Consider the following 24,327-nt stretch of genomic DNA (forward strand, 5'->3'; position numbering starts at 1 on the left):
TGGCGACCCGCGGATCGTCGGCCGCCCGCACCGTCATCCCGGCGAAGGCCGGGATCCAGGCAGCCATTGCCCGACGGTCGGGCCGCGCACCCGGCCGGGTGCGAAATGGATGCCTGCCTGCGCAGGCATGGCGGGGAGCCGGCCATGCCCGATCGGCTCAAGCGAACATCCGCACCAGTCCGGCCTGCTGCGCCTCGCTCAGCAGCGCGCCGGTGCCGGCCTGCAGGTTGTCGGCCTGGCGGTGGGCCTTGCCGGTCGCCGGGATCACCGCGGTGACCGCCGGGTGGCTGATCGCGAACTTCAGGAACATCTGCGCCCACGAGGTCACGCCGGCCTCTTCGGCCCAGTCCGGCAGCGGCTTGTCCCCGACCTGCGCGAACAGCTTGCCGTCGTCGAAGGCGCGGTTGATCAGCACGGCGACGCCGAGCTCCTGCGCGGCCGGCAGCAGCGACTCGGCGGCCTGCGGCGCGCTGACCGAGTAGTTGATCTGGATGAAGTCCGGCTTCTCGGCGCGCATGATGCGCTCCAGCTCGGCATGGCCGCTTTCGAGGTAATGGGTGAGGCCGACGTATTTCGTCAGGCCCTGCTCCTTCAGTTCGCGCGCGTAGGGCAGGGCGGTCTGCCACTCGCGCAGGTTGTGCACCTGCAGCAGCTCGACGCGGTCGGTGCGCAGCCGGCGCAGCGAGTCGCTCCATTGCGCCTCCATCGCCGCGCGGTCGTCGGCGGCGAGCTTGGTGGCGAGGAAGCACTGGTCGCGCCAGCCGCCCTGCTCCAGCAGCGCGCCGAGCACGTCCTCGGCGTTGGAGTAGTTGGGCGAGGTGTCGAACACCCGGCCGCCGCCCTCGAAGAACGTGCGGATGGTCTCCTTCAACGCCTCGAATTCTTCCGAGTCCAGCGGCACCTCGTAGCTGCCGGACGTGCCGGCGCCGACCACCGGAACCTGCTCGCCGGTCGCCGGAATGGCGCGGGTCATCAGCTCGCCTGCGTCGGGGAGGGGCGCCGGCCCGGGCGCTGGCGTCGCCGGCGTCGTCGGCGTCGGTGCGGCCGCCGGTGGCGTTTCGCGACTGCAGGCGGCGAGCGGTGCCAGCGCGAGTCCGGTCACGGCGAGCGAGGCGGTGGTCAGGAAATCGCGGCGAGACGTCATGACGGGCTCCTGGGCAGCGGTGGACGTTCGATCTTAGTACGCCGGACGGATAACTCAACGTGGCCGCGCGATGGCGGTTCGCGGACGCCTACGCCCCGGCGCAGGCCCATTCGACCGTCCGCCACCCGCGGGAGCGGCGGGAGTCGCGACGCCGCGCGCCTGCCGCACGACCACGATCACGCTTGTTCCGGTGCCGCGTTCGCCTTGGCATCGGCCTGCCGTTGCAGTTCCGCCAGTGCCTCGCGCGCCAGCGGATCGAGACCTTCCGCACCCTGTCGGCAGTGGCGCACGAGCTGCGCGCGCATGCGCGGCTCCCAGAAGCGCTGCAGGTGCGCGACCATGCCGGCCACGGCCGCGGCATGGTCCGGCTCGGAGCGGAAATAGGCGGCGATGTCGTTGGCCATGTCGGCCAGGCGCTCTGCGTTCACGTCCCGTCTCCGTTGCCGGCGTCGATGCGGCGTGGATGCGTGTAGACGGCGTAGCCGTCGTCGCGCGCGAAGCCGATCAGGGTGAGGTTGGCGCGCTCGGCCAGCGAGATCGCCAGCGCCGTCGGCGCCGAGATCGCGGCGAGCAGGGCGATGCCGGCACCGGCGGCCTTCATCGCCATCTCGTAGCTGGCGCGGCTGGTGACCACGGCGAACCCGGTCTGCGGATCGTGTCCGCCGCGGGCCAGGGCGCCGATCAGCTTGTCGAGCGCGTTGTGGCGGCCAACGTCCTCGCGCACCAGCGCGATCCGTCCGCCGGCATCGGCCCAGCCCGCGGCGTGGGTGGCGCCGGTGCGCGCGTTCAGCGCCTGGCCCTCGCGCAGCCCGCGCAACGCGGCGGAGAGCGCGTGCGGCGTGATCGCGGCGCCGTCGCCCACGGGGTCGGGGCGGCGCAGCGCCGCTTCCAGCAGCTCGCTGCCGCAGATGCCGCAGCCGCTGCGGCCGCTGAGGCTGCGGCGACGCCGTTCCAGCGCCTGCGCACGATGTTCGGGAACGCGCAGCCGGATCTCGACGCCTTCGAGCAGGTGCTCGATGCGCTCGATTCGCACCTCGTGCGCGGCGCAGACGATCCCCTCGCTCAGCGCGAAGCCGAGCGCGAAGTCCTCCAGGTCGGCCGGCGTCGCCATCATCACCGCGAACGGAACGTCGTTGTAGACGAAGGCGACCGGCACTTCCTCGGCGACATGGTCGTCGTAGCGGCGTTCGTCGCGCAGGCGATGGCGCTCGACCGGCCGCAGCGCGCTGCCGGGCACCGGTGCAGGGGGCGGCGGGTCGTTGGCCACGGCGGCGGTCATCGCCCGGCCAGCGCGCCGCCTACCCCGGCGGCCGTTTCCGGCAGCAGCGATTCCTGCAGGGCGTTGAACGCATGGTGGCGCTGCTGCCATTCGGACGGCTGGGTGACGCGTGTGACCTGCACCGCCGTCACCTTGTACTCGGGGCAGTTGGTGGCCCAGTCGGAATTGTCGGTGGTGATGACGTTGGCGCCCGATCCCGGGAAGTGGAAGGTGGTGTAGACCACGCCCGGCTGCACGCGGTCGGTGATGCGCGCGCGCAGCACGGTGTCGCCGGCGCGGCTGGCCACGCCGACCCAGTCGTCGTGGGCGATGCCGCGCTCCTCGGCGTCGTGCGGGTGGATCTCCAGCCGGTCCTCGTCGTGCCAGGTGGAGTTGGGCGTGCGCCGGGTCTGCGCGCCGACGTTGTACTGGCTGAGGATGCGCCCGGTGGTCAGCAGCAACGGGAAGCGCGCGTTGACCTTCTCGCGCGTGGGCACGTAGCCGGTCAGCATGAATCGGCCCTTGCCGCGCACGAACTCGTCGACGTGCATCGTCGGCGTGCCGGCCGGGTGCGCCTGGTTGCAGGGCCACTGGATGCTGCCCAGTTCGTCGATGCGGTCGAAGCTGACGCCGGTGAAGGTCGGGGTGAGCCGCGCGATCTCGTCCATGATCTGCGACGGGTGCGTGTAGTGCATCGGGTAGCCCATCGCGTTCGACAGCAGCTGGGTGATCTCCCAGTCGGCGTATCCGGCCTTCGGCGCCATGATCCTGCGCACCCGCGAGATGCGGCGCTCGGCGTTGGTGAAGGTGCCGTCCTTCTCCATGAACGAGCTGCCGGGCAGGAACACGTGCGCGTACTTGGCGGTCTCGTTGAGGAACAGGTCCTGCACCACCACGCATTCCATCGCCGACAGCGCGGCGGTGACGTGGCGGGTGTTGGGGTCGGACTGGCCGATATCCTCGCCCTCGATGTACAGGCCCTTGAACTCGCCGTCGAGCGCGGCCTCGAACATGTTGGGGATGCGCAGGCCGGGCTCGTCGTGCAGGCTGACGCCCCACTCGCGCTCGAACAGGCCGCGCACCTCGGCGTCGGAGACGTGGCGGTAGCCGGGCAGTTCGTGCGGGAACGAGCCCATGTCGCAGGAGCCCTGCACGTTGTTCTGCCCGCGCAGCGGGTTGACGCCGACGCCGCGGCGGCCGAGGTTGCCGGTGGCCATGGCGAGGTTGGCGATCGCCATCACCGCGGTCGACCCCTGCGAATGCTCGGTGACGCCGAGGCCGTAGTAGATCGCCGCGTTGCCGCCGGTGGCGTACAGGCGGGCCGCGGCGCGCACCTCCTGCGCCGGAACGCCGAGTTCGGCCGCCATCGCCTCCGGCGACTGCGCCGGGTCGGCGACGAACGCGCGCCACTTGTCGAACGCCTCCGCCTCGCAGCGCGCGGCGACGAAGGCCTCGTCGACCAGCCCTTCGCCGACGACCACGTGCGCCAGCGCGTTGAGCATCGCGACGTTGGTGCCTGGGCGCAGCTTGAGGTGGTGGTCGGCGTCCACGTGCGGGGTCTTGACGATGTCGATGCGGCGCGGATCGACGACGATGAGCCGCGCGCCCTCGCGCAGCCTGCGCTTCATCTGCGAGGCGAACACCGGATGGCCGTCGGTGGGGTTGGCGCCGATCACCATGATCACGTCGGCCTCGCGCACCGAGTCGAAGTCCTGGGTGCCGGCCGATTCGCCCAGCGTCTGCTTCAGGCCGTAGCCGGTCGGCGAATGGCACACGCGGGCGCAGGTGTCGACGTTGTTGTTGCCGAAGCCGGCGCGCACCAGCTTCTGCACCAGGTAGGTCTCCTCGTTGGTGCAGCGCGAGGAGGTGATGCCGCCGATCGAGAACTTCCCGTGCTCGGCCTGGATGCGCTTGAACTCGCGCGCGATATGCGCGATCGCCTCCTCCCAGCTCACCACCCGCCACGGGTCGGTGATCTTCTCGCGGATCATCGGCGTGGTGATGCGGTCGGGATGGGTGGCATAGCCGAGCGCGAAACGGCCCTTGACGCAGGAGTGGCCGTGGTTGGCGTGGCCGTCCTGGTTGGGCACCATGCGCACCAGCTCCTCGCCCTGCATCTCGGCGCGGAACGAGCAGCCGACGCCGCAATAGGCGCAGGTGGTGACCACGCTGTGGTCGGCCTGGCCCATCGCGATCAGCGACTTCTCCGACAGCGTCGCCGTCGGGCAGGCCTGCACGCAGGCGCCGCAGCTCACGCACTCGGAGTCGAGGAAGGGCTGGTCCTGGCTGGCGGCGACCTTCGAGCCGAAGCCGCGGCCCTGGATGGTCAGCGCGAACGTGCCCTGCACATCCTCGCAGGCGCGCACGCAGCGCGAGCAGACGATGCACTTGGACGGATCGAAGGCGAAGTAGGGGTTGGATTCGTCCTTGGCGGCGAACAGCGGATTGGCGCTGCCGCCCTGCTGCGTCGGCTGCACGTGGTTGGCGCCGTCGTAGCCGTAGCGCACCTCGCGCAGGCCGACCGCGCCGGCCATGTCCTGCAGTTCGCAATGGCCGTTGGCGGGGCAGGTGAGGCAGTCGAGCGGGTGGTCGGAGATGTACAGCTCCATCACCCCGCGGCGCAGCTGCGCCAGCTTCGGCGACTGCGTACGCACCCGCATGCCCTCGGCGACCTCGGTGGTGCAGGAGGCGGGATAGCCCTTGCGGCCCTCGATCTCCACCAGGCACAGCCGGCAGGAGCCGAACGCTTCCAGCGAGTCGGTCGCGCACAGCTTCGGGATCTTGGTCCCGGCGATCGCCGCCGCGCGCATCACCGAGGTGCCCTCGGGCACTTCGAGGCGCACGCCGTCGATCTCCAGCGCGACGGTCTGCAGCGGCTCGAGCCGGAACAGCTGCGGGTGGGGCGTGCCCAGGTCGTTTTCGGCAATGGAGCGCATGGCGGTCTCCTAAGAACCAGTACGTCGTCATTCCCGCGCAGGCGGGAACACGGCATTCGTCATTTCACCAGCCGGAAATCCGGCATTCGTCGTCCCAGCAGCCGAAAATCCGGAACCCGTCATTCCCGCGTAGGCGGGAATCCATGGACGTCATCTTTCGTTTACGACACTGCCGGGCAAAGTCCATAGATTCCCGCCTACGCGAGATTGACGGTGGATAGGCGACTTGGATAGAAAAATCGGACATCTCCGTCTGCCGCTACGCGGCCGCCTCGTGGGTCTTGCGAGAATCGAAGTCCTCGGGAAAATGGTCCAGCGCGCTGAGCACGGGGTAGGGCGTCAACCCGCCGAGCGCGCACAGCGAGCCGTGCAGCAGGGTGTCGCACAGGTCGCGCAGCAGCGCCTGCTGCGCGGCGGGATCGGGCGCGGCGGCGATGCGGTCGATCACCTCGACCCCGCGGGTCGAGCCGATCCGGCACGGCGTGCACTTGCCGCAGGACTCGATCGCGCAGAACTGCATCGCGAAGCGCGCCTGCTCGCGCATGTCGACGCTGTCGTCGAAGGCGACGATGCCGCCGTGGCCCAGCATCGCGCCGATCGCGGCGAACGCCTCGTAGTCGAGCGGCGTATCGAACCGCGATTCGGGCAGGTAGGCGCCCAGCGGCCCGCCGACCTGCACCGCGCGGATCGGCCGGCCGGACGCCGAGCCGCCGCCGTAGTCGTAGAGCAGCTCGCGCAGGGTCAGGCCGAAGGCCTTTTCCACCAGCCCGCCGTGGCGGATGTTGCCGGCCAGCTGCAGCGGCAGGGTCCCGCGCGAGCGGCCGACGCCGTAGTCGCGGTAGGCGGCCGCGCCTTCGGCCAGGATGAACGGCACCGAGGCCAGGCTGATCACGTTGTTGATCACCGTGGGCCGGCCGAACAGGCCGGCGATCGCCGGCAGCGGCGGCTTGAAGCGGATCATGCCGCGCTTGCCTTCCAGGCTTTCCAGCAGCGACGTTTCCTCGCCGCAGATGTAGGCGCCGGCGCCGAGCCGGACTTCCAGGTCGAAGCGCCGGCCGGAGCCGCCGATGTCCGCGCCCAGCCAGCCGGCGGCGTAGGCGCGCGCGATGGCCTCGTTGAGCACGCGCCAGGCGTGCGGGTATTCGCTGCGCAGGTAGATGTAGCCCTGGGTGGCGCCGACCGCGACGCCGGCGATCGCCATGCCCTCGATCAGGCAGAATGGATCGCCTTCCATCAGCATGCGGTCGGAGAACGTGCCCGAGTCGCCCTCGTCGGCGTTGCAGACGATGTATTTTGAAGGCGGGGATTCGGGATTTGGGATTGGGGATTCGGAAGAGCGAGGCGTTGGCGCTTCGAGCACCGTTTTCCACTTGATGCCGGCCGGGAAGGCGGCACCGCCGCGGCCGCGCAGGCCGGAGTCGGTGACGGCCTGGACGATCTCGGCCTGCGACATCGCCAGGGCGCGCTGCAGGCCTTTCCAGCCGCCGTGGGCGGCGTAGTCATCGGGATCGACCGGATCGATCACGCCGACGCGGGCGAAGGTCAGCCGCTCCTGCCCGGCGAAGTAGGGGTGCCGGGTGATGTCGCCCAGCCGCAACGCATGCGCGCCGCCGTGCAGCCAGCCGGCGTCGAACAATGCGGCCACGTCGGCCGGCGTCACCGGCGCATAGGCGATGCGGCCCTGCGTCGTGGCCACCTCGACCAGCGGCTCCAGCCACAGCAGCCCACGCGAGCCGTTGCGGACGATGCGGATCTCGGCGCCGCGCGCCATGGCTTCGCGCCGGATCGCCTCGGCGACGCGATCGGCGCCGACCGAAACCGCGGCGGCGTCGCGCGGCACGTAGAGCGTGGTCGCGCTCATGCGGTACCTCCTTCGAGGACTTCGACGTCGCAGGCATCGACCAGTTCGTCGAAGCGTTGCGGCGTGACCCGGCCATGCAGTTCGCCGTCCAGCAGCAGCGCCGGCGACAGCGCGCAGTTGCCGAGGCAGTACACCGGTTCCAGGGTGAACCTGCGGTCGCGGCTGTCGCGTTGCCCGGGTGCCAGCCCCAGGCGCTGGCGCGCATGCCGTTCGAGCGCGCGCGCGCCCATCGATTGGCAGGCCTCGGCGCCGCACAACCGCAGCACGTGCCGGCCCGGCGGCGAGGTGCGGAATTCGTGATAGAAACTGATCGTGCCGTGCACGTCGGCGCGGCTGACGTTCAATGCAGCGGCGATCGGCGCCACCGCGCCGCCGGGCACGTAACCGAGCGCGTCCTGCACTTCGTGCAGGATCGGCAGCAGCGCCCCGGGCCGCGTGCGATGCCGTTCCAGCGCGGTGGCCACCGCCTGCTGCTGCGATGCCGCCAGTTGCGGCACCACCTCGGTCACCGAATCGATCTTTTTCGTGCGTTTGCCCATCGGTCGCCTCAGCGGAACAGGACCAGCGCCTTGTCCAGGGTGATCCACACCCCCCAGAGCAGCGGCAGGCCCACGGCCGTCCAGGCGCCGGCAACCAGCAGCGGATTGCCGCCGCGTCCGATCCGCAACATTTCGTCCTGCGGGATCGTGGACGCGCCGCCGGCGTCGACCTTCTCGTGCGCCAGCCGCTTCTCGTGCGCCAGCTCCTGTGGGGTCATGAAGTGCTTCGGGTTCACCGGGCGCACCAGCAGGTTGCAGACCAGGCCCAGCACCAGCATCCCCACGAGGATATACATGGTGGTGTTGTAGACCTGCGAGGGCGGCATGCCAAGCCCCAGCTGGTATTCGCGCATGTAGCCCACCACCACCGGGCCGAGGATGCCGGCGGTCGCCCAGGCGGTGAGCAGGCGGCCGTGGATGGCGCCGACCATCTGCGTGCCGAACAGGTCGGCCAGGTACGCCGGCACCGTGGCGAAGCCGCCGCCGTACATCGACAGGATCACCCCGAACGCGAACACGAACAGCGCGATGCTGCCGGCCGTGCCCAGGCTCGGCGCGCTGGCGTACAGCACGATGCCGAGCAGGAAGAAGACCGTGTACGTGTTCTTGCGTCCGAGCTTGTCCGACATCGACGCCCAGAAGAACCGCCCGCCGATGTTGAACAGGCTGAGCAGACCGGTGAAGCCGGCCGCGATCGCCGCGATCGCGCCGAGCTGGGTGGCGTCCAGCTCGCCGAAGCCGGCGTCGATGCCGAGCAGGCGGCCGCCGAACATCTCCTGCAGCATCGGCGAGGCCATGCCGATCACGCCGATGCCGGCCGACACGTTGAGGCACAGCACCGCCCACACCAGCCAGAACTGCGGAATGCCCCAGACCTTCTTCACGTGCACGTGGCCCTGGGTGATCATGGCATTGCCGTTCTGCGCGGGCGGCGTCCAGCCGGCGGGTTTCCAGCCGGTGGGCGGCACGCGGTAGCCGAACGCGCCGGCCATCATGAAGGCGAAATACAGCGCCGCCATCACCAGGAAGGTCTGCATCACCCCGACCGAGGTGGGCGTGGAAAAGTAGCGCATCAGGCTGTCGGCCAGCGGGCTGCCGATCATCGCGCCGCCGCCGAAACCCATGATCGCCATGCCGGTGGCCATGCCGCGCCGGTCCGGGAACCACTTGATCAACGTCGACACCGGCGAGATGTAGCCCAGCCCCAGGCCGATGCCGCCGATCACGCCCGAGCCCAGCCACAGCATCCACAGCTGGTGCCAGTGCACGCCCAGCGCCGAGATCACCAGGCCGCCGCACCAGCACAGCGCCGCCACCACGCCGGCCTTGCGCGGGCCGGCATGTTCCAGCCAGCCGCCCCACAGCGCCGCCGAGCAGCCCAGCAGCACGAAGAACAGCGTGTACATCCATTGCAGCTCGCTGATCTTCCAGTCGCAGCTGGCGGAGAAGATCCGGGCGAAGAAGCCCATGTCGGCCGGGCAGGCGAGCGCCTGGTCGACGCCGACCGCCATCGACAACGGCAGCCAGAACACGCTGAAGCCGTAGGCCATGCCGATGCACAGGTGGATCGCCAGCGCCGCCGGCGGCACCAGCCAGCGGTTGAACCCGGGCCTGGCGATGATGCGCTCCCGGGAGAGCAGTCCTGGGACGGTGGTGGACGACGGATCGAGAACCGCACTCGCAGGCTGACTGGACACGCATCCCCTCCCGGTACTGGTTGGTGGTCGCCGGCCCTTGAAATATGCTATTGATTACATGAATAAGGTGTCGGCCCGGACCCGAGGCTAGTACAGATTGGCGCCATGCGCATGTTTCGATGGTCGAATAAGATGCTGTTTGCAGCCGGTTGAATCGGCCCCCTGGGCGGGCTGCGCCGCAACATCGGAGGCGGGATGTTCAAGGTCAGGATCCAACCGGGCTGGGAATTGGAAACCGAAGGCGGCGCGCGCCTGCCGCCGCGGCTGATCGCGCTGCTGCTGGCCGTGCAGGACACCGGTTCGCTGGCCGCCGCCTGCCGCCGCGTCGACTTGTCGTACCGCTATGCCTGGGGCCTGCTGAAACAGGCCGAAACCATGCTCGGCCGCCCGCTGCTGCGCATGACCCGCGGCCGTGGCGCCTTGCTCACGCCCATCGGCGAGCGCCTGGCCTGGGCCGACAAGCGCATCGCCGCACGGCTCTCGCCCACGCTCGACAGCCTGGCCACCGAACTGGAGACCGAGCTGGAGCGCTACGTCAGCGCCCAGGCCATGCCGCTGCGCATCCATGCCTCGCACGGCTTCGGCGTGGAGACCCTGCGCCGGGTGATGTCCGACGACGGCATGCCGCTCGACCTCAAGTACCGCAGCCCCGACGACGCCCTGGCCGCGCTGCGCGCCGGCAGCTGCGACCTGGCCGGCCTGCACCTGCCGATCGGCGAACTGGAAGGCGAACTGGCCGCCCACTATCTCGATCGCCTGGACCTGGCCGACGACCGCGTGCTGCACCTGGCGATGCGCCGCCAGGGCCTGGTGCTCGCGGCGGGCAACCCCAAGCGGGTGCACACGCTCGACGACCTCTCGCGCGACGACCTGCGCTTCATCCACCGCCAGCCCGGCTCCGGCACGCGGCTGCTGCTCGAGTGCATGCTCGCCCGCCAGGGCCTGGACTTCGCCGCCATCCACGCCTGCGACGTCGAGGAACTCACCCACGCCGCCGTCGCCGCCTACGTCGCCAGCGGCCTGGCCGACGTCGGCCTCGCCCTGGAACCGCCCGCGCGTCGCTACGGCCTCGACTTCGTGCCACTGGCCACCGAGCACTACTTCTTCCTCTGCCGCGCCGAGACCCTCGACAGCGGCCGCCTCGGCGAACTGCTCGACCTGCTGCGCGGCGATGCCTTCCGCCACGCCCTCGGCCAGCTGCCCGGCTACGACCCGAGCTACTGCGGCAGCGTGCAGACGCTGCCGGAGGCGTTTCCCTCGATCCGCGCGCTGGCCGCGGGCTGAGCGCTGCCGTCGGAGCGTGCGTCCGCACCGCGCTCCGACGGATAACACCTGCGACCGTAAGTTTCCCCATTGGGCAGTGCCCGAACTGCTGCGCTTCCACCTGATCCAGGATGGTGCGCACCGCGGCCACGCCAGGCACGTTGCAAGGTGCGCGCCGGCACGCACCGGCCATCGGCGCCGCGCCTGCCCTCGTCATGGACGCCCGATCAAATCTTCCGGACGCCTGGCCGCCTTTCACTCGCCCAGTCCCGGCACAGTGCCTCCACCGGCCACCCACTCCCGTAGCGGCCGCCCCATCACCGATCGAGGACACGCCCATGACCCGCTTCTTTCCGACCCTCCTGGCCGCTGCCATGGCCACCAACTTCGGCGCGCAGGCGCAGGCCGCCGGCCCCGCCGGCCATGCGAACGCCGAGCCCGTGCGCAACATCGTGCTGGTACACGGCGCCTTCGCCGATGGCAGCGGCTGGCGCGGCGTCTATGACGAGCTCACCGCCCGCGGCTACCGCGTGAGCATCGTGCAAAACCCGCTGACCTCGCTGGCCGACGACGTGGCCGCCACCCGCCGCGTGCTCGACCGCCAGGACGGCCCGGCCATCCTGGTCGGCCATTCCTGGGGTGGCACCGTGATCACCGAAGCCGGCGTGCACGACAAGGTCGCCGGCCTGGTCTACGTGTCCGCGCTGGCCCCCGATGCCGGCGAAACCACCGCCCAGCAGTACGCCGGATTCGCGGCAACGCCGGAGTTCGTGATCGACGTGCACCCCGACGGCATCGGCTATCTCGACGGCGGCAAGTTCAAGGCCGGCTTCGCCGCCGACGCCAGCGACGAGGATGCCGCCTTCCTGCGCGACTCGCAGGTGCCGATCACCATGGCCGAGTTCGAAATCCCGGTGAAGCACGCCGCCTGGCGCAGCAGGCCCAGCTGGGCGGTGATCGCCACCGAGGACAGGGCCTTCGACCAGGCGATGCTGGTGCACATGGCGGAGCGCATCGGCGCCGAGATCAGCTACGTCGAGGCCAGCCATGCGCTGTATTTCACGCAGCCGAAGGCGGTGGCGGAGGTGATTGATGCTGCGGCGAAGGGGGCGAGCGACAAGCTCAAGGACTAACCGGGCCGCGCGGCGGGAGCCGGCGCTATGGCCGCCGGCGCCCGCTCATCCGGGATTCTCCCTCAGCACCGCGATGCCGGCCGCGTGTTTCCTGATTTGTCGATCTGCGCAGCACGGGGCCGATGCGATGGGCGCGGGTATCGGCCTCGGTTTCATCCGTCCCGTGCATAGCCCGCCTCACGCTGCGCACGAATCGCCAATACAAACACGGTATCCACCAAGGCTGCATACCGATACAGCGCAACGTATCCGCGAGCACCCCGGCCGATCACCAGCTCACGCAAGGTGTCGTCGCCGTCAGCACGGCCGATCAGGGGATTGGCCCGCAGCACGTCGAGGGCATCGGCAATGCCGCGCAACCGATCCTCGATATCGGTGATCCCGTGGCTCAGCAGGAAATCGGTGATCCGATCCAGATCATCCGCGAACTCGGGGGCGAGCTTGACGGCTGCCACGTCATTTCGCGAGCTTGCGTGCCACCGGGCGCTTGACCGATTTCCCACGGACACGGCCCATCATGTACGCGCGGTACTCCTCCCAGTCGATGGTCTCGCCCGTTTCCACGATGCGTGCGTAGCGTCGCTCCGCCTCGTTGCGGAAACCGGCGCGTTGCTCGGCCAGCTCGGCCTTCTCGGCGATCGCTTCCAGGATGAAGTTGTGCGAGGTGGTGCCGGCCTCCTTCGCCGCGCGGGCGACGCGGGCCTTGAGATCTTCGGGCAAGCGGATGGTGGTGGTGCTCATGCGGGGCTCCCGGCGCGCTGCGGCCTTGTGGCAAAGTAGCACAAATGTGACACAGGCAAGCGAAGGGCGGGCGGTAGGTTCAGCTTGGCTGGCCGGGGAAGGCGCCGTGGCGCAGGGATTGCCGAGTAGCGCGGCATCGTGCAGACGCTGCCGAAGGCGTTTCCCTCGATCAGCGCGCTGGCCGCGGGCCGAGCGCTGCCGTCGGAGCGTCCGTCCGCGCCGCGCCCTGACGGATAACACCTGTCACCGCAAGCGCTTCTCCAGTGGGTAGGCGCCACGGAAGTAGAACTTGCTTGGCAAACTTTTGCGGCCAGGAGGAAAGCGTCTCCGCCTGGCGCGCAATGCGTGTTTGGATCAGTGCAGGCGCAAGCTGCGCGACCGCCCGGTGTGTTCCGTCGGCCGATATGCAAGCACTGGCAACGCGGGACCGGGCGTGCCGTTCGCGGTCGAGCGCTCGGGCCCGGCGCGGTACACCCCTCGCTCTTCGCCCACGCCGGTGCTCGGGCCAGGCGCGTGTCCGAGTTGCTGTGCTTCCACCTCATCCAGGATGGCGCGCACGGCGGTTACTCCGTCAAGGATCGCTTGTCCCACCTGCGGTAGCGTATGGTCGGCCAGTCCTGCAGCCTGGCCGGCCGCCAGGACATCGCCGTGGGCCGAGATCGCCTGGATCAATCGGTCGAACTCGTCGATCTGATCCAGGGTGACGCCGAAAGCGAAGTGTTCGGCGGTCGTATCGGGCTCCTCCGACGCCTCCGGCGTCGCCGCGGTCTCGGCGGCGTCCTCGGCATCCTCCGCCTCCTGGTCCCGCAGCGCGGGCCACGACACCTCCTCCAGCACCAGGTCCACCTGTTCCGCCAACGATTCCAGGCAGAACGCCAACTCGCCCATGGACACCTCCGGCGCCCATTCCCGCGCCTCGTCCGCCATGCGCGGCTGCGCCAGCCGCCCCAGGAACCTGATGTGATCGCGCAGCCTCGTTAGCCGAAACTGGCTGTCCTCCGGCAGGAAGTAGCCGGTCGTGTCCAGATCATCCGAATCGAACTTCGACATCGTTGCCTCCTCACTCCATGAAGTGCATGACGATGCGGAGTCGCTGCATACGGGCCTGGCGACAGCAGGGCGAGTCCGCACGAGCTCAATATGCAATCGGAATTCGTTATTGTCAACAACCAAAAGATGCGTGCATTCCGCTGCCCCTGCGCAACAATCGATGCACTTGCACGACACCGCCCTGGGATGGGCTTTCTGCAGAAACGAGAACAATCAAGGGATTCGGATGGCCGCACCTCATGAGGAGTTCGCGGACCGCCTGCGGCACATGCTGGACCGCGCCGATTTCGTGCCGGGACGCGGAAGGACCGGCGCGTTGGCGGACCGCTATGCGGTGTCGCGCGAGACCGCCCGCAAATGGCTCACGGGCCTCGCCCTGCCCGAGCTTTCGCGCATCATCGCGCTGGCGAAGGATTTCAACGCCAGCCTCGAATGGCTGGCCACTGGCCGCGGACACGTCCAGTTGAGGGTCGGCGAGGCTTCCGCCGTCTACCGCCGCGTCACCGGCAGCGAGGACCGCCTGCTCGACGCCTTCCGCAGGCTGCCCGAAGCCAAGCGCAAGGCGCTGGTGGAATTTCTCTCGTAACGCGCCGGGCTCACGTTCCTGATTGGCGGTGATGCCGGATGGACATGGCGTAGAGGGTGTCGCCCTCGATGGCGTACAGCACCAGGTAGTCGCCAAGGATGTACTCGCGCAACTCTGCCGCGGCGCCCAGCCGCACGCGCACCTGTTCGTGCAACGCCTGCGCCTGCGCGGTGGCAGGGCTCCGCAGCATGAAATCGCGGCCGATGCGCGGGTGCTCGCGCAGCAACGCAGGCAAGTGGTCCAGCACGATGTCGGCCAACTGCGACGCGGCGTCCGGCGCATCGCTGTCGAGCAGGAAATCCAGCGCCTGCTGCAGCGTTGCCTCGAACTGAAGCGTGAACCGGAAGCGCACGCCCGCCTTCCGGCTACTTCGCCAGCCTGCGTGCCAACTTGCGCTTCAGCTCGGCAGGCGTGGTGGTGCGGCCCTCGCGCACGTCCTCCAATCCCTTCACCGCATCGCCCAGCAGGTCCTGGTGCAGCAGTTCGCGTTCCAGGCGGTGGTAGTAATCCAGCCTGCGCGCATCCACCAGCGCCACGTAGCTCTCGCCGTTGCGGGTGATGATCTTCTCGCGCCCGCCACGCACCTCCTCGGCCAGCGCGGTCAACGACGCCCGCACCTTGTTCAGCGGCACGATGTCTTCACTGGTGATGGTCATGGCAAGCTCCAGTGCGTGGAAACATTAACGGATACATTAATCTAAGGGTGGGTGAGCTTCAAGGTGTCCGTGCCAGGCCAGAAGCTGGTACGCCCAGGCGAAGGCGTATTCCTGGACACCCTGATCTCACTTCAGGAGTGTCTTCAGTGCCCGAGCCAGGCTCCAGAACGACCCATCGATACAGCGACACGCCCGACCTTCGACACCGGACGGCGCATCTGCGCCGCAATCCGCGACTACCGGTTGATCGCGCTGCTGCAGGCCAAGGCACTGGCGCAAATCTTCATCACTTCGATGAAGGACTGAGGCGCCGCGCCGCGCGACTTTGCGTCATCTGCCGCTTCGCTGCATTCAGGTCGCAACGGCGTCACGTATCGACCAACGTCGAATTGAGCCGGCGTGGCCGCGTATGGAAGCGTGTCCCTGCAGGGGTTCGCGCCGCTGGAGACCGTCGCATCGCCGATGGCTCCCGGCGCCCGGCTACGAGGAGATGTCATGAAACACTCGTCAGCGGCCCTGCGCGCAGTCGTCGCGGGGGCGGTCGTGTGTGCGGCGTGCGCCGCATTCGGGGCGGCAACGGCGGACGACCCGGCCGCCCGCGATGGCGCATCGCAGGTCGTCACGGTCGACGAAGGCACCAATCTCGCGGCGACGGTGTCGCCGGACGGGCAGGCGATCGTCATGGATCTGCAGGGCGTGCTGTGGCGCCTGCCGGCAAGCGGAGGCAAGGCCGAACGCATCACCGACAGCCTGCTGGAGCCGGCCAGGCCCGACTGGTCGCCCACGCAGGACCTGATCGCGTTCCAGGCGTTCCGGGACGGCAACTTCAACATCTGGACCGTCCGTTCGGACGGCGAAGGGCTGCAGCGCCTGACCAGCGGCCATGGCGACCATCGCGACCCGCGCTTCTCGCCGGACGGCGCCACGATCGCGTTCGCGTCCGACCGCGCGTTCGGCGGCAGCTACGACATCTGGACGGTCGGCCGCGACGGCGGCGAACCGGTCCGCATCACCGACGACGACACGGTCGAGGAATTCGAGCCGGCGTGGTCGCCCGACGGCACCCGGCTGGCGTTCGTCAGCGGGGCCAGCGCCAGCGGCACGAAGATCGAGGCGGTGACGCTGGCGACCGGCGAGCGCTCGACACTGGTCACCGCGCCGGAGGGGGCGCAGCTGTTCGCGCCGTCGTGGTCGCCGGACGGCGCCACGCTGGCCTACGTGCAGCTGCGGAACAACGTCAGCCGGCTGATGGTGGCCGGCCAGCCGGTCGGCGAGGCCACCGACGTGTTTCCGTTCCCGGCCCGCTGGCTGACCGCGGACACGCTGCTGTATACCGGCGACGGCGGGATCCGCACGGTGCGCGCGGACGGCAGCGGTGGCGCGCGGATCCCGTTCGAGGCCGACATCCGTTTCGCGCGCCCGGACTACCCGCGCAAGCGTTCCGTCTTCGATTCCCCCGCGCGCCGCCAGGCGAAGGGGATCGTGGGCCCGGCGTTGTCGCCGGACGGCACGCGGCTGACCTTCCAGGCGCTCAACCAGATCTGGGTGGCGAGGATCGGCGGCAAGCCGCGCGCGTTGACCGACGACAGGTACTACAAGGCCGACCCGGCCTGGTCGCCGGACGGCGGACGGATCGCGTATTCCTCGGACAAGGCCGGCACGCAGGACCTGTACGTCCACGACCTGGCGACCGGCGACGAACGGCGTGTCACGTCGCTGCCGGGCGCCGAGGTGTCCGCGGCCTGGTCGCCGGACGGCGACCGCATCGCCTTCCAGGACGAGACCGGCGCGACGCGGATCGTGGCGCTGTCGACCGGCAACGTGACGCCGCTGATCCCGTCGCTGTTCGCGCCCGGCAAGCCGAGCTGGTCGGCGAACGGCAGCACGGTGTCGATCGCCGCGCTCAAGCCGTACTCGCGCCGCTTCCGCGAGGGCACCAGCCAGATCCTGACCGCGGACGTCGCCAGCGATGAGCTGCGGTACTGGGAGCCGGCGCCGTTCAAGTCGCTGAGCACGCGCGGCGAGGACGGGCCGGTGTACTCGCCCGACGGCAGCGCGCTCGCCTTCGTGATGGAAAGCGCGCTGTGGACGATGCCGGTCGACGGCGACGGCTATCCCGCCGGGCCCGCGCGGCAGCTGACCACCGAGGTCACCGATGCGCCGACCTGGAGCGGCGATTCGCAGAAGCTGCTGTACCTGTCCAACGGCCGGTTGCGCATGGTCTCGCGCGACGGCGGCCGGCCCGCGCACGTACCGCTGCGGCTCGACTGGCAGCCGGAACGGACCGCCGGCAGGACGGTCATCCACGCCGGGCGCTTGTGGGACGGGCGCGGCCCGGAGGTGCGGACCAACGTCGACATCACCGTGGTGAACAACCGCATCGTGCAGGTGCAGCCGCACCGCGACGCCGCGCACGTCGCCGGCCGCGGCCACGGCACCGAGTTTGTCGACGCGTCGCAGTACACGGTGCTGCCCGGGCTGTGGGAGTCGCATACCCACGAGTGGATCAGCGGCAAGTTCTTCGGCGCGCGCCTGGGGCGCCTGTGGCTGGCCTACGGGGTGACGTCGCTGCAGTCGGTCGGCGATCCGGTCTATCGCGCGGTGGAGACGCGCGAGGCCTATGCGTCCGGGCAGCGGGTGGGGCCGCGCTTCTTCGCCAGCGGCGAGGCGATCGACGGCGAGCGCGTCTACTACAACTTCATGCGCCCGGTGACCGGCGGCGACCGCCAGCTCGCGCGCGAGCTGCAACGCGCCGACGCGCTCGACTACGACATGCTCAAGACCTATGTCCGGCTGCCGCACGAGGACCAGGCGCTCTCGGCGGAATTCGCGCACGAGCAGATGGGCGTGTGGGCGGCGTCGCACTACATGCTGCCCGGCCTGGCCTTCAACATGGACGGCATGACGCACCTGAGCGCCACCTCGCGCCTGGGCTTCGCCTATACGCGATCGCTGACCGGCGCCACCTACGGCGACGTGGTGGACCTGCTGGCGGCTTCCCGGATGTTCGTGATCTCGACCACGTTCAACCCCTCGCTGTACGCCGAGGATCCGGAGATGGTGGACGATCCGCGCCTGCTCGCGCTGAACCCGCCGTGGGAGCAGGCGGCGCTGCGCGCCAAGCGCGACCTGGCGGTCGGCACCGACCAGAGCATCAGCCTCGAGCGGCTGCGCCGCGAGGAGGAGACGCTGGCCGCGGTGCTGGCGGGCGGCGGCAGCGTGCTGGCCGGCACCGACTCGCCGCTCGACAACCCGGCCGTGGCGCTGCACCTCAACCTGCGCGCGCAGGTGAAGTACGGCATGGCGCCGTGGCAGGCGTTGCAGAGCGCCACGCTGCGCCCGGCGCAGGAGTTCGGCGTGGCCGACAGCCTGGGCAGCGTCGAGCGCGGCAAGCTCGCCGACCTGGTGTTCGTCGCCGGCGATCCGCTGCAGGACATCGCCGACCTGGCGAACGTGCAGGCGGTGATGAAGAACGGCAGGATGTACGGCCTCGAGGAACTGATGGCGCCGTTCGCTTCCGCGGAGGCCAGGCGGGCCACGGCCTCCAGTCCGGCGGCACCCGCGGCATCGCACGCGGCGTCGCGGCACGACGACGCGCATTGGTGGCACGACCCCGAGCTGTGGCAGGGCGCGCACGAGCACTGAGCCGAGCACCACGCCGTCCGGGCGGGATCGCCCGGACGGCGTGCGGCGTGGCGACGCGCGCTTCGGCGCGCTCGACGTGGCAGCCTCTCGGGCCCCCGCCGTTTCGAGCCACCCATGACCCGGCGATTTCCGGTGTTGAAACTCGTCATTCCCGCGAAGGGCGGGAACATAAAGTCCATGGATCCCCGCCTTCGCGGGGATGACGGCAGCGATTTTCCAATGCGTCTTTGCGGAATCGTGCAGGGCAGGGCGCCGGCCAGCCTCGCATGGCCATGTGCACCCGCTCCATCCAGCCTTCAATGCAGAACTACGGTGCCATCGACATCCAGGCGTCGCCGCGTACGCACGGCGGGCGTTCGGCCTTATTGTAGGAGCACTGCAAAGCACAAGGCGCCAGAGCCCCGCATGGACATCGACGCACGCGCGATAGAAGGAACGCACCGGACCCCTTGGCCGCAGATCGCGGCCTTCGCCGTGATCGCTACGGCCGTCGCGTATCCGTTCCGCAACAACGTCATCGACATGAAGGACAGGCTTGTCTTCGGTGCGCCGTTTCTCCAAGCGGTGCTCGAAGGCATCGGGGTGCTGATCGCCGCGGCCATCCTCACGCGGGGTTTTCGACGCTTCTGGAGGCCCGCCACCTACCTCGGCGATGCGCCCGCGCACGCGTTGGTCCTGTGGGGGATTCCCGTGGCGGTGTTCGGAGCGCTCGGGATCAACAACGACAACGGCGTCGACCCGCACCTGTTCGGGCTTGCCCTTGGCGCAACGATTTCGGTCTATTGCCTGCTCGAGGAAACGGGCTGGCGCGGCTTCCTCCAGAACGCGACGACCCCGCTTTCGCGATGGAAGAGATACCTGGTCGTTGGGTCGATCTGGTACGTCTGGCATCTCAGCTTCCTGGACGCCCAGTCGAGCCTCGCCTCGCAAGTCGAGTTCCTTCTCATTCTCATCGTGGCCAGCTACCTGTTGGGATCGCTCGTCGAGAAGACGAACTCCGTCCTCGTGGCCGCATCGTTCCATTTCGTCTTCAACTTCCTGGCCTTCAACCAGATCGGCGGGGTCTCGGATCCAGGCGGTAGAAAGCTCCTGCTGGTCGGGGTGGTGGTCCTTGCCTGGATGCCCGTCCTCGTCCATTGGAACGTGCGCAAGAAGCGCCTGGAAAGCGCAAGGGCCGGGCGTTAGCCATCGGAAAGGCGAATCCCCCAGCCTCTGAGGTTCCCCCTGTTTTCCTGCAATCAATTCAACGGCTTGGCTGCTTCCCCCCTTTGAAAAAGGGGGGTTGGGGGGGATTTGCTCGGTGCCCGACCAAGCAACAGCAACAGCAAATCCCCCTCAATCCCCCTTTTTCAAAGGGGGAAGATGGGCTGCGGGAAATGTGGGGAAACCTCAGCCCCAGCCCCTTTTTTTCAAAGGGGGAATAGTGCGCGTGTAGCGAGTCGGACGCGTCGCGCCTGCCGTGCTTTCGCGTGTCTTCTCCGTTGAAAAGGGGGCGTGCATGTGCAGCGATGTCGTCAAAACGGCCAGAACGGCCCGTCGAGCCACAGCCAGCGCGCCATCCAGGCGCTGACCAGGGCGATCATCACCGTCAGCGGCAGGCCGATGCGCAGGAAGTCGTTGAAGCGGTACTGGCCGGGACCGAGCACCAGCAGGTTGCCGTGGTGCCCGATCGGGGTGAGGAAGGACGCCACCGCGCCGAGCGCGGTGCAGACCACGAACGGCACCGGCGACAGCCCGAGCGCGTCGGCCAGCGACACGGCGATCGGCCCCAGCAGCACGGTGGTCGCGGCGTCGGACAGGATCTGCGTGAGCAGGCCGGCCATGGTGAACATCACCAGCAGCACGCCGAGCGGCGGCCAGTGCTCGACCACGTCGAACAGGTGCCGCGCGAACAGGTCGGCGGTGCCGGTCTGTTCCATGGCGATGCCCAGCGGGATCACGCCGGCGATCATCACGAAGATGCGCACGTCGATCTCGCGGTAGGCCTGGTTGATGTCGACGCAGCGCGTGGCCACCATCGCCACGGCGCCGAGCAGGAACGCCAGCGGCGCCGCCAGCCATTCGGTGGCGGCGGCGATCACGGTGGCCGCCAGCACCGCCAGCGCCAGCGGCGCGCGGACGCGGCGCTTGGCCTCGCCGGCGAACGGCACCAGCATCAGGAAGCCGTGGTGCGCCGCCAGTTCGGCGAAATGGCTGGGCCGGCCCCACAACACCAGCAGGTCGCCCTCGCGCAGGCGCGCGTCGGCCAGGCGCCCGGTCGGCTGTTCGTCGCGCCGCCACAGGCCGGCGATCACCGCCTTGAAGCGGCGCGAGAAGTCGAGCTCGCGCACCGAGTGCCCGATGAACTCCGAGCCCGGCGCGATCAGCGCCTGCACCAGTTGCGCGTCGCTGGCGCCGGCGGGCGCCGCGGTCGCGGCGGCGCCGTGGCGGGCGAGCGCGTACAGGTCGAGGCCGGGATCGTCGTGCAGCGAGGCGAGCGCATCGGCCGACGCCTCGACCAGCAGGATGTCGCCGCTCAGCAGCACGCTGGTGTCCTTGAGGTCGTCGCGCAGGGCGCCGTCGCGCAGCCAGCCCAGCAGCCGGAAGCGGTCGCCGAGCGCCTTCTGCAGGTCCGCCAGCGGACGCGTGCTCCAGCGCGAGCCTTCGACGATCAGCAGCTCGGTGCGGTAGCGGTCCAGGCGCAGGTAGCCGCCGTCGTCGGACTCGCCCTGGTGGCGGGGCAGCAGCCAGCGCGCGGCCAGCATGTAGGCCACGCCCACCGCGACCAGCGCGATGCCGATCGGGGTGATCGAGAAGATGCCCAGTCCCTCGCCGGTGTTGCGCTCGATCAGGTTGCTGGCCAGCAGGAAGGCCGGGGCGCTGACCAGGGTGAGCGTGGTGCCGAGCGAGGCCGCGAACGACATCGGCATCAGCAGGCGCGAGACCGACATGTGCTTCGACCGGGCGAAGCGGTTGAGGATCGGCAGCATCATCGCCGTGACCATCACGTGATGCGTGAACGACGACAGCGCCGCCACCGTCGGCATCACCACCGCCACCGCGCGGCTCTCGCTCGAGCCTGCCGCGTGCCCGATCCACTGGCCGATGCGCTCGGTGATGCCGGTGGCGGCCATGCCGCCCGAGATCACGAAGACCGCGGCGACGATGATCGCCGGCTCGCTGGCGAACCCGGCCAGCGCCTGGCGGCTGTCCAGCACGCCGGTCAGCACCAGCGCCAGCAGGATCAGCATGGCGGTCACGTCCACCCGCAGCCGCTCGCTGATGAACAGGTACAGGCCGCCGGCGAGGACGAGGAGGAACAGGGCCTGATCGAAGGTCATGGCCTAAGTGTGCATGGCTGGGGTTAAAGTGTCTGCCGGCGGGTGGGTGCCGGTGTCGGCGGGCCTGGCCGGCGGAGCGTCCCTGCGGGAGCGGCGGCAGTTGTGGGGTAGCCGGGATCGCGTGGCCCGCCGGAGGATTGTCGCGACTTCCGTCGCTCCCACGACAGCCGATTTCGCGCCAGCCGCGCTGGCAGCAGCGGCTCCCGCGACGGCCGCTCCCGCAACAGCCGGTCCCAAAGCCGCCGGTCCCGGGAGCGCTGGTGTGGTGCTTCCTCGCCCTGTGGGAGCGACGGGAGTCGCGACTGGATTGTCGGAACCCACCAAGCGATTGCAGTTGCGCTGGCCTGGCGGGGCGCACCGCAAATCCCCCCAGCCCCCTTTTTCAAAGGAGGCAAGAACAGCAATCACGTGATGATCAGGCAGCCGTAGGCAGGGTCGCGCAGCAACTTGCCATGGCGGTCTTCCCCCTTTGAAAAAGGGGGATCGAGGGGGGCGAAAGCCGGCGCTTGCAAGCCGCAGGCTTGCGACGGCTCGAGCGCCCCCGCGCGCTGCGCGGGGGCGGGGAATCGCGGAAGCGATTTGCTTTTGGCTGCCGTTTTGACGGGCGCCGAACACACCCCAGCGCCCCCTTTTCAAAGGAGGCGTTCACCGTGCTCCGCAGGGGCGCGCCGGCGACGCGTCAGCGGATCGGTTCGTCCAGCATCAGCTGGCGCACGAAACGCACCGGCGGGGCGCCGTAGGACAGCACCTCGTCGTGGTAGGCCTCGAGGTCGAAGTCCTCGCCGCGCTCGGCTTCCACCGCCTGGCGCATGTCGAAGTGCTCCTGCACGCCGGCGAAGTAGGTCGGCAGCTGCGCCGAGGTCAGCTGCGCGCGCACCCACTTGCCGGCGGCCTCGCGCTCCTGCTGGAACGTGGTGCGCACCATCAGTTCCATCGCCCGCTCGCGGTCCCAGCCCTCGACGTGCACGCCCTGGTCGAGGATCGCGTTGGCCACCGCGCGCAGGTAGAACTTCAGCTGCACCAGGCGGAACAGCGGGTCGTGGTCGAGGTAGCCGGCCTTGGCCATCACGTCCTCGGTGTAGACCGCCCAGCCTTCCGCGAACGGGCCGGAACGCAGCACCGCGCGCAGGGTGGACGGATGTTGCGCCGAGTGCGCGCCCTCCAGGTAATGGCCGGGCACGCCCTCGTGGATCGACAGCAAGTGGATCATGCGGTCGTTGTATTCGCGCAGGAACGAGTCGGCCTGTTCGTCGGTCCAGTCGTCGGGGATCGGCGAGATCGCGTAGTAGGTGTCCAGGCCCTTGTCCAGCGGGCCGGGCGAGTCGCAGTAGGCGACGGCCACGCCGCGCTGGAACTCGGGCATCAGGATCACCTGCACCGGGTCGTCGGGCACCGTCACCAGGTCGTGTTCGCGGGTGAACTCGGTCGCCTGCGCCAAGGTCTGCTTGGCGAAATCGACCACCTCGTCGCGGGCCGGCCGCTCGGCGTAGGCGAGTTCCAGCGCGGCCTCGATCGCGGCCTGGCGTTGTTCGTCGTCGGGTTCGGCCGGCAGGTCCGGCGCATCCGGCGCGTCCTCGAGCACGGTCCGGGCGATGCCGTACATCTCGTCGCGCACGCGCGCCAGCTCGGCCTCGGCGCGCTGGCGGATCTGCTCGCGCGTGAGTTCGGAGTTGAGCGAGTAGCGCAGCTTCTGGTCGTAGAGCGCCGCGCCGATGCGGAAGTCACCGGCGGCATTGGGCACCAGGGTGTCGTCGAGCCAGGCCTGGTGTTCGGCCACGGCCGCGCGCAGCGTGTCGATCGCCGCTTCCAGGCGTTCGCGCTCCTCTCCCTCCAGAGCGTCGACGTCGGGGGTGATGAACTCGTCGACCAGGGTGAGGATGCCCGGGTTCTGGCGGGCGACGGTCTCGGCATGGATCTTCGGCACCCGCGCCGGGTCGAGGTTCTCGCGCGCCTGGGCGAACAGCGCCGGCAGCTTCTCCATGCGCGCGGTCGCCGAGCGCAGCCTTTCGGGCAGCGGCGCGAACTCGCGTGCCATCAGGCCGTAGATGGCGCCGCCGGCCAGGCCGTTGTAGACCTGCGGATCCCAGGCCCAGGACTGCAGCGTCTCGGCGTTCCAGATCTCCGACTGCAGCTGGTTGCGCAGGATCGCGGCGTCGACCTGGTTCTCGCGCGACAGCCGCGCGACGTCGATCGCCTCGAGTTCGGACAGCAGCCGCTTGGCCGCGTCCAGCGCGCGCTGGCGGCCCTGGGCGCTCATGTCGTCGAGTTCGCCGTCGTAGCGGTGCTCGCCGATCTGGGTGGCGGAGATCGGCGAGAGTTCGAACCATTCGTCCAGGGCGCGCCGCGAGAGCTTGGCGAAGGCGGCGTCGGCGGCTTCGTCGACCGCGGCAGCGCCCGCCGGTTCCGGCGTGGTCGGCGCGGGCGGCGCCTCGGAGCGCTGGCAGGCGGACAGGGCGGCGAGCAGGGCGAGGGCGAGCAGGCTGTGGCGCATGGGCGGT

Annotated in this window: 20 protein-coding genes; 6 read left to right on the plus strand and 14 right to left on the minus strand. The window is 69.6% G+C overall.

Going from position 1 to position 24,327, the window contains the following annotated elements:
• Positions 1-157 precede the first annotated feature (157 nt).
• From U3649_RS09135 to U3649_RS09165, 7 genes are all read right to left on the minus strand, one after another.
• A complete protein-coding gene (locus U3649_RS09135) occupies positions 158-1,144 on the minus strand; it encodes an aldo/keto reductase (RefSeq protein ID WP_407354504.1) in 987 nt (328 codons plus the stop codon).
• Between the two features lie 176 nt (positions 1,145-1,320).
• Positions 1,321-1,572 (minus strand): formate dehydrogenase subunit delta, encoded by a 252-nt coding sequence (locus tag U3649_RS09140; RefSeq protein ID WP_407354505.1) that lies wholly within the window; start codon positions 1,570-1,572, stop codon positions 1,321-1,323.
• Positions 1,569-2,423, minus strand: a complete 855-nt coding sequence (gene fdhD, locus U3649_RS09145) for a formate dehydrogenase accessory sulfurtransferase FdhD (RefSeq protein ID WP_407354506.1) — start codon at positions 2,421-2,423, stop codon at positions 1,569-1,571. The genes U3649_RS09140 and fdhD overlap by 4 nt, the downstream gene beginning before the upstream one ends.
• Complete coding sequence (fdhF, locus tag U3649_RS09150; RefSeq protein WP_407354507.1) at positions 2,420-5,338, minus strand: formate dehydrogenase subunit alpha; 2,919 nt, start codon at positions 5,336-5,338, stop codon at positions 2,420-2,422. The genes fdhD and fdhF overlap by 4 nt, the downstream gene beginning before the upstream one ends.
• A gap of 259 nt (positions 5,339-5,597) precedes the next feature.
• Positions 5,598-7,199 carry a formate dehydrogenase beta subunit gene (locus tag U3649_RS09155; RefSeq protein WP_407354508.1) on the minus strand — a complete coding sequence of 534 codons (1,602 nt, stop codon included), beginning with the start codon at positions 7,197-7,199 and terminating at the stop codon, positions 5,598-5,600.
• Complete coding sequence (locus tag U3649_RS09160) at positions 7,196-7,738, minus strand: formate dehydrogenase subunit gamma (RefSeq protein ID WP_407354509.1); 543 nt, start codon at positions 7,736-7,738, stop codon at positions 7,196-7,198. Before U3649_RS09160 ends, U3649_RS09155 begins: the two co-directional genes overlap by 4 nt.
• Positions 7,739-7,746: 8 nt before the next feature.
• A complete protein-coding gene (locus tag U3649_RS09165; protein WP_407354510.1) occupies positions 7,747-9,435 on the minus strand; it encodes an OFA family MFS transporter in 1,689 nt (562 codons plus the stop codon).
• Positions 9,436-9,630: 195 nt separating this feature from the next.
• Here U3649_RS09165 and U3649_RS09170 point away from each other — a divergent pair, with 195 nt between their 5' ends.
• Both U3649_RS09170 and U3649_RS09175 read left to right on the plus strand, forming a co-directional pair.
• Positions 9,631-10,719 carry a substrate-binding domain-containing protein gene (locus U3649_RS09170; protein ID WP_407354511.1) on the plus strand — a complete coding sequence of 363 codons (1,089 nt, stop codon included), beginning with the start codon at positions 9,631-9,633 and terminating at the stop codon, positions 10,717-10,719.
• Positions 10,720-11,036: 317 nt separating this feature from the next.
• Positions 11,037-11,831 (plus strand): alpha/beta fold hydrolase, encoded by a 795-nt coding sequence (locus U3649_RS09175; RefSeq protein ID WP_407354512.1) that lies wholly within the window; start codon positions 11,037-11,039, stop codon positions 11,829-11,831.
• 152 nt (positions 11,832-11,983) lie between these two features.
• Here the strand turns inward: U3649_RS09175 and U3649_RS09180 are convergent, their stop codons facing one another.
• The 3 genes from U3649_RS09180 to U3649_RS09190 all read right to left on the minus strand — a co-directional run bounded on the left by U3649_RS09180 (position 11,984) and on the right by U3649_RS09190 (position 13,622).
• Positions 11,984-12,286, minus strand: a complete 303-nt coding sequence (locus U3649_RS09180; protein ID WP_407354513.1) for a type II toxin-antitoxin system RelE/ParE family toxin — start codon at positions 12,284-12,286, stop codon at positions 11,984-11,986.
• Between the two features lies 1 nt (position 12,287).
• A complete protein-coding gene (locus U3649_RS09185; RefSeq protein WP_407354514.1) occupies positions 12,288-12,572 on the minus strand; it encodes a CopG family ribbon-helix-helix protein in 285 nt (94 codons plus the stop codon).
• Positions 12,573-12,926: 354 nt separating this feature from the next.
• Positions 12,927-13,622, minus strand: coding sequence for an XAC0095 family protein (locus U3649_RS09190; RefSeq protein WP_407354515.1), 696 nt, complete (start codon positions 13,620-13,622; stop codon positions 12,927-12,929).
• Positions 13,623-13,788: 166 nt separating this feature from the next.
• On the opposite strand from U3649_RS09190, the gene U3649_RS09195 reads away from it, so the two are divergent.
• Positions 13,789-14,208 (plus strand): helix-turn-helix domain-containing protein, encoded by a 420-nt coding sequence (locus tag U3649_RS09195; protein ID WP_407354516.1) that lies wholly within the window; start codon positions 13,789-13,791, stop codon positions 14,206-14,208.
• A gap of 10 nt (positions 14,209-14,218) precedes the next feature.
• Here the strand turns inward: U3649_RS09195 and U3649_RS09200 are convergent, their stop codons facing one another.
• Together U3649_RS09200 and U3649_RS09205 are read right to left on the minus strand one after the other, a co-directional pair.
• Positions 14,219-14,560, minus strand: a complete 342-nt coding sequence (locus U3649_RS09200; protein ID WP_407354517.1) for a type II toxin-antitoxin system RelE/ParE family toxin — start codon at positions 14,558-14,560, stop codon at positions 14,219-14,221.
• Between the two features lie 13 nt (positions 14,561-14,573).
• A complete protein-coding gene (locus U3649_RS09205; protein WP_407354518.1) occupies positions 14,574-14,864 on the minus strand; it encodes a prevent-host-death protein in 291 nt (96 codons plus the stop codon).
• 51 nt (positions 14,865-14,915) lie between these two features.
• Between U3649_RS09205 and U3649_RS09210 the strand changes: the two genes are divergently transcribed.
• The 3 genes from U3649_RS09210 (at position 14,916) to U3649_RS09220 (ending at position 19,694) form a co-directional block, all read left to right on the plus strand.
• Positions 14,916-15,170 (plus strand): hypothetical protein, encoded by a 255-nt coding sequence (locus U3649_RS09210; RefSeq protein WP_407354519.1) that lies wholly within the window; start codon positions 14,916-14,918, stop codon positions 15,168-15,170.
• A 189-nt stretch (positions 15,171-15,359) separates the two neighbouring features.
• The gene (locus U3649_RS09215; protein WP_407354520.1) at positions 15,360-18,509 is read left to right on the plus strand and encodes an amidohydrolase family protein; all 3,150 of its coding nucleotides are present in this window, start codon (positions 15,360-15,362) and stop codon (positions 18,507-18,509) included.
• 405 nt (positions 18,510-18,914) lie between these two features.
• Positions 18,915-19,694, plus strand: coding sequence for a CPBP family intramembrane glutamic endopeptidase (locus U3649_RS09220; RefSeq protein WP_407354521.1), 780 nt, complete (start codon positions 18,915-18,917; stop codon positions 19,692-19,694).
• 329 nt (positions 19,695-20,023) lie between these two features.
• On the opposite strand, the gene U3649_RS09225 is transcribed toward U3649_RS09220, so the two are convergent.
• Both U3649_RS09225 and U3649_RS09230 read right to left on the minus strand, forming a co-directional pair.
• The gene (locus U3649_RS09225) at positions 20,024-21,829 is read right to left on the minus strand and encodes an SLC13 family permease (RefSeq protein WP_407354522.1); all 1,806 of its coding nucleotides are present in this window, start codon (positions 21,827-21,829) and stop codon (positions 20,024-20,026) included.
• A 679-nt stretch (positions 21,830-22,508) separates the two neighbouring features.
• Complete coding sequence (locus tag U3649_RS09230) at positions 22,509-24,320, minus strand: DUF885 domain-containing protein (RefSeq protein ID WP_407354523.1); 1,812 nt, start codon at positions 24,318-24,320, stop codon at positions 22,509-22,511.
• Positions 24,321-24,327 lie beyond the last annotated feature (7 nt).

The organism is Luteimonas sp. R10 (assembly GCF_045689605.1).
Taxonomy (GTDB): Bacteria; Pseudomonadota; Gammaproteobacteria; order Xanthomonadales; family Xanthomonadaceae; genus Luteimonas.

What these genes read in the sequence shown, in the direction of transcription:
- U3649_RS09135 (WP_407354504.1), bottom strand. Translation starts at nt 1,144, where the DNA reads ATGACGTCTCGCCGCGATTTCCTGACCACCGCCTCGCTCGCCGTGACC.
- fdhD (WP_407354506.1), bottom strand. Translation starts at nt 2,423, where the DNA reads ATGACCGCCGCCGTGGCCAACGACCCGCCGCCCCCTGCACCGGTGCCC.
- fdhF (WP_407354507.1), bottom strand. Translation starts at nt 5,338, where the DNA reads ATGCGCTCCATTGCCGAAAACGACCTGGGCACGCCCCACCCGCAGCTG.
- U3649_RS09155 (WP_407354508.1), bottom strand. Translation starts at nt 7,199, where the DNA reads ATGAGCGCGACCACGCTCTACGTGCCGCGCGACGCCGCCGCGGTTTCG.
- U3649_RS09160 (WP_407354509.1), bottom strand. Translation starts at nt 7,738, where the DNA reads ATGGGCAAACGCACGAAAAAGATCGATTCGGTGACCGAGGTGGTGCCG.
- U3649_RS09170 (WP_407354511.1), top strand. Translation starts at nt 9,631, where the DNA reads ATGTTCAAGGTCAGGATCCAACCGGGCTGGGAATTGGAAACCGAAGGC.
- U3649_RS09175 (WP_407354512.1), top strand. Translation starts at nt 11,037, where the DNA reads ATGACCCGCTTCTTTCCGACCCTCCTGGCCGCTGCCATGGCCACCAAC.
- U3649_RS09185 (WP_407354514.1), bottom strand. Translation starts at nt 12,572, where the DNA reads ATGAGCACCACCACCATCCGCTTGCCCGAAGATCTCAAGGCCCGCGTC.
- U3649_RS09190 (WP_407354515.1), bottom strand. Translation starts at nt 13,622, where the DNA reads ATGTCGAAGTTCGATTCGGATGATCTGGACACGACCGGCTACTTCCTG.
- U3649_RS09205 (WP_407354518.1), bottom strand. Translation starts at nt 14,864, where the DNA reads ATGACCATCACCAGTGAAGACATCGTGCCGCTGAACAAGGTGCGGGCG.
- U3649_RS09215 (WP_407354520.1), top strand. Translation starts at nt 15,360, where the DNA reads ATGAAACACTCGTCAGCGGCCCTGCGCGCAGTCGTCGCGGGGGCGGTC.
- U3649_RS09220 (WP_407354521.1), top strand. Translation starts at nt 18,915, where the DNA reads ATGGACATCGACGCACGCGCGATAGAAGGAACGCACCGGACCCCTTGG.
- U3649_RS09225 (WP_407354522.1), bottom strand. Translation starts at nt 21,829, where the DNA reads ATGACCTTCGATCAGGCCCTGTTCCTCCTCGTCCTCGCCGGCGGCCTG.
- U3649_RS09230 (WP_407354523.1), bottom strand. Translation starts at nt 24,320, where the DNA reads ATGCGCCACAGCCTGCTCGCCCTCGCCCTGCTCGCCGCCCTGTCCGCC.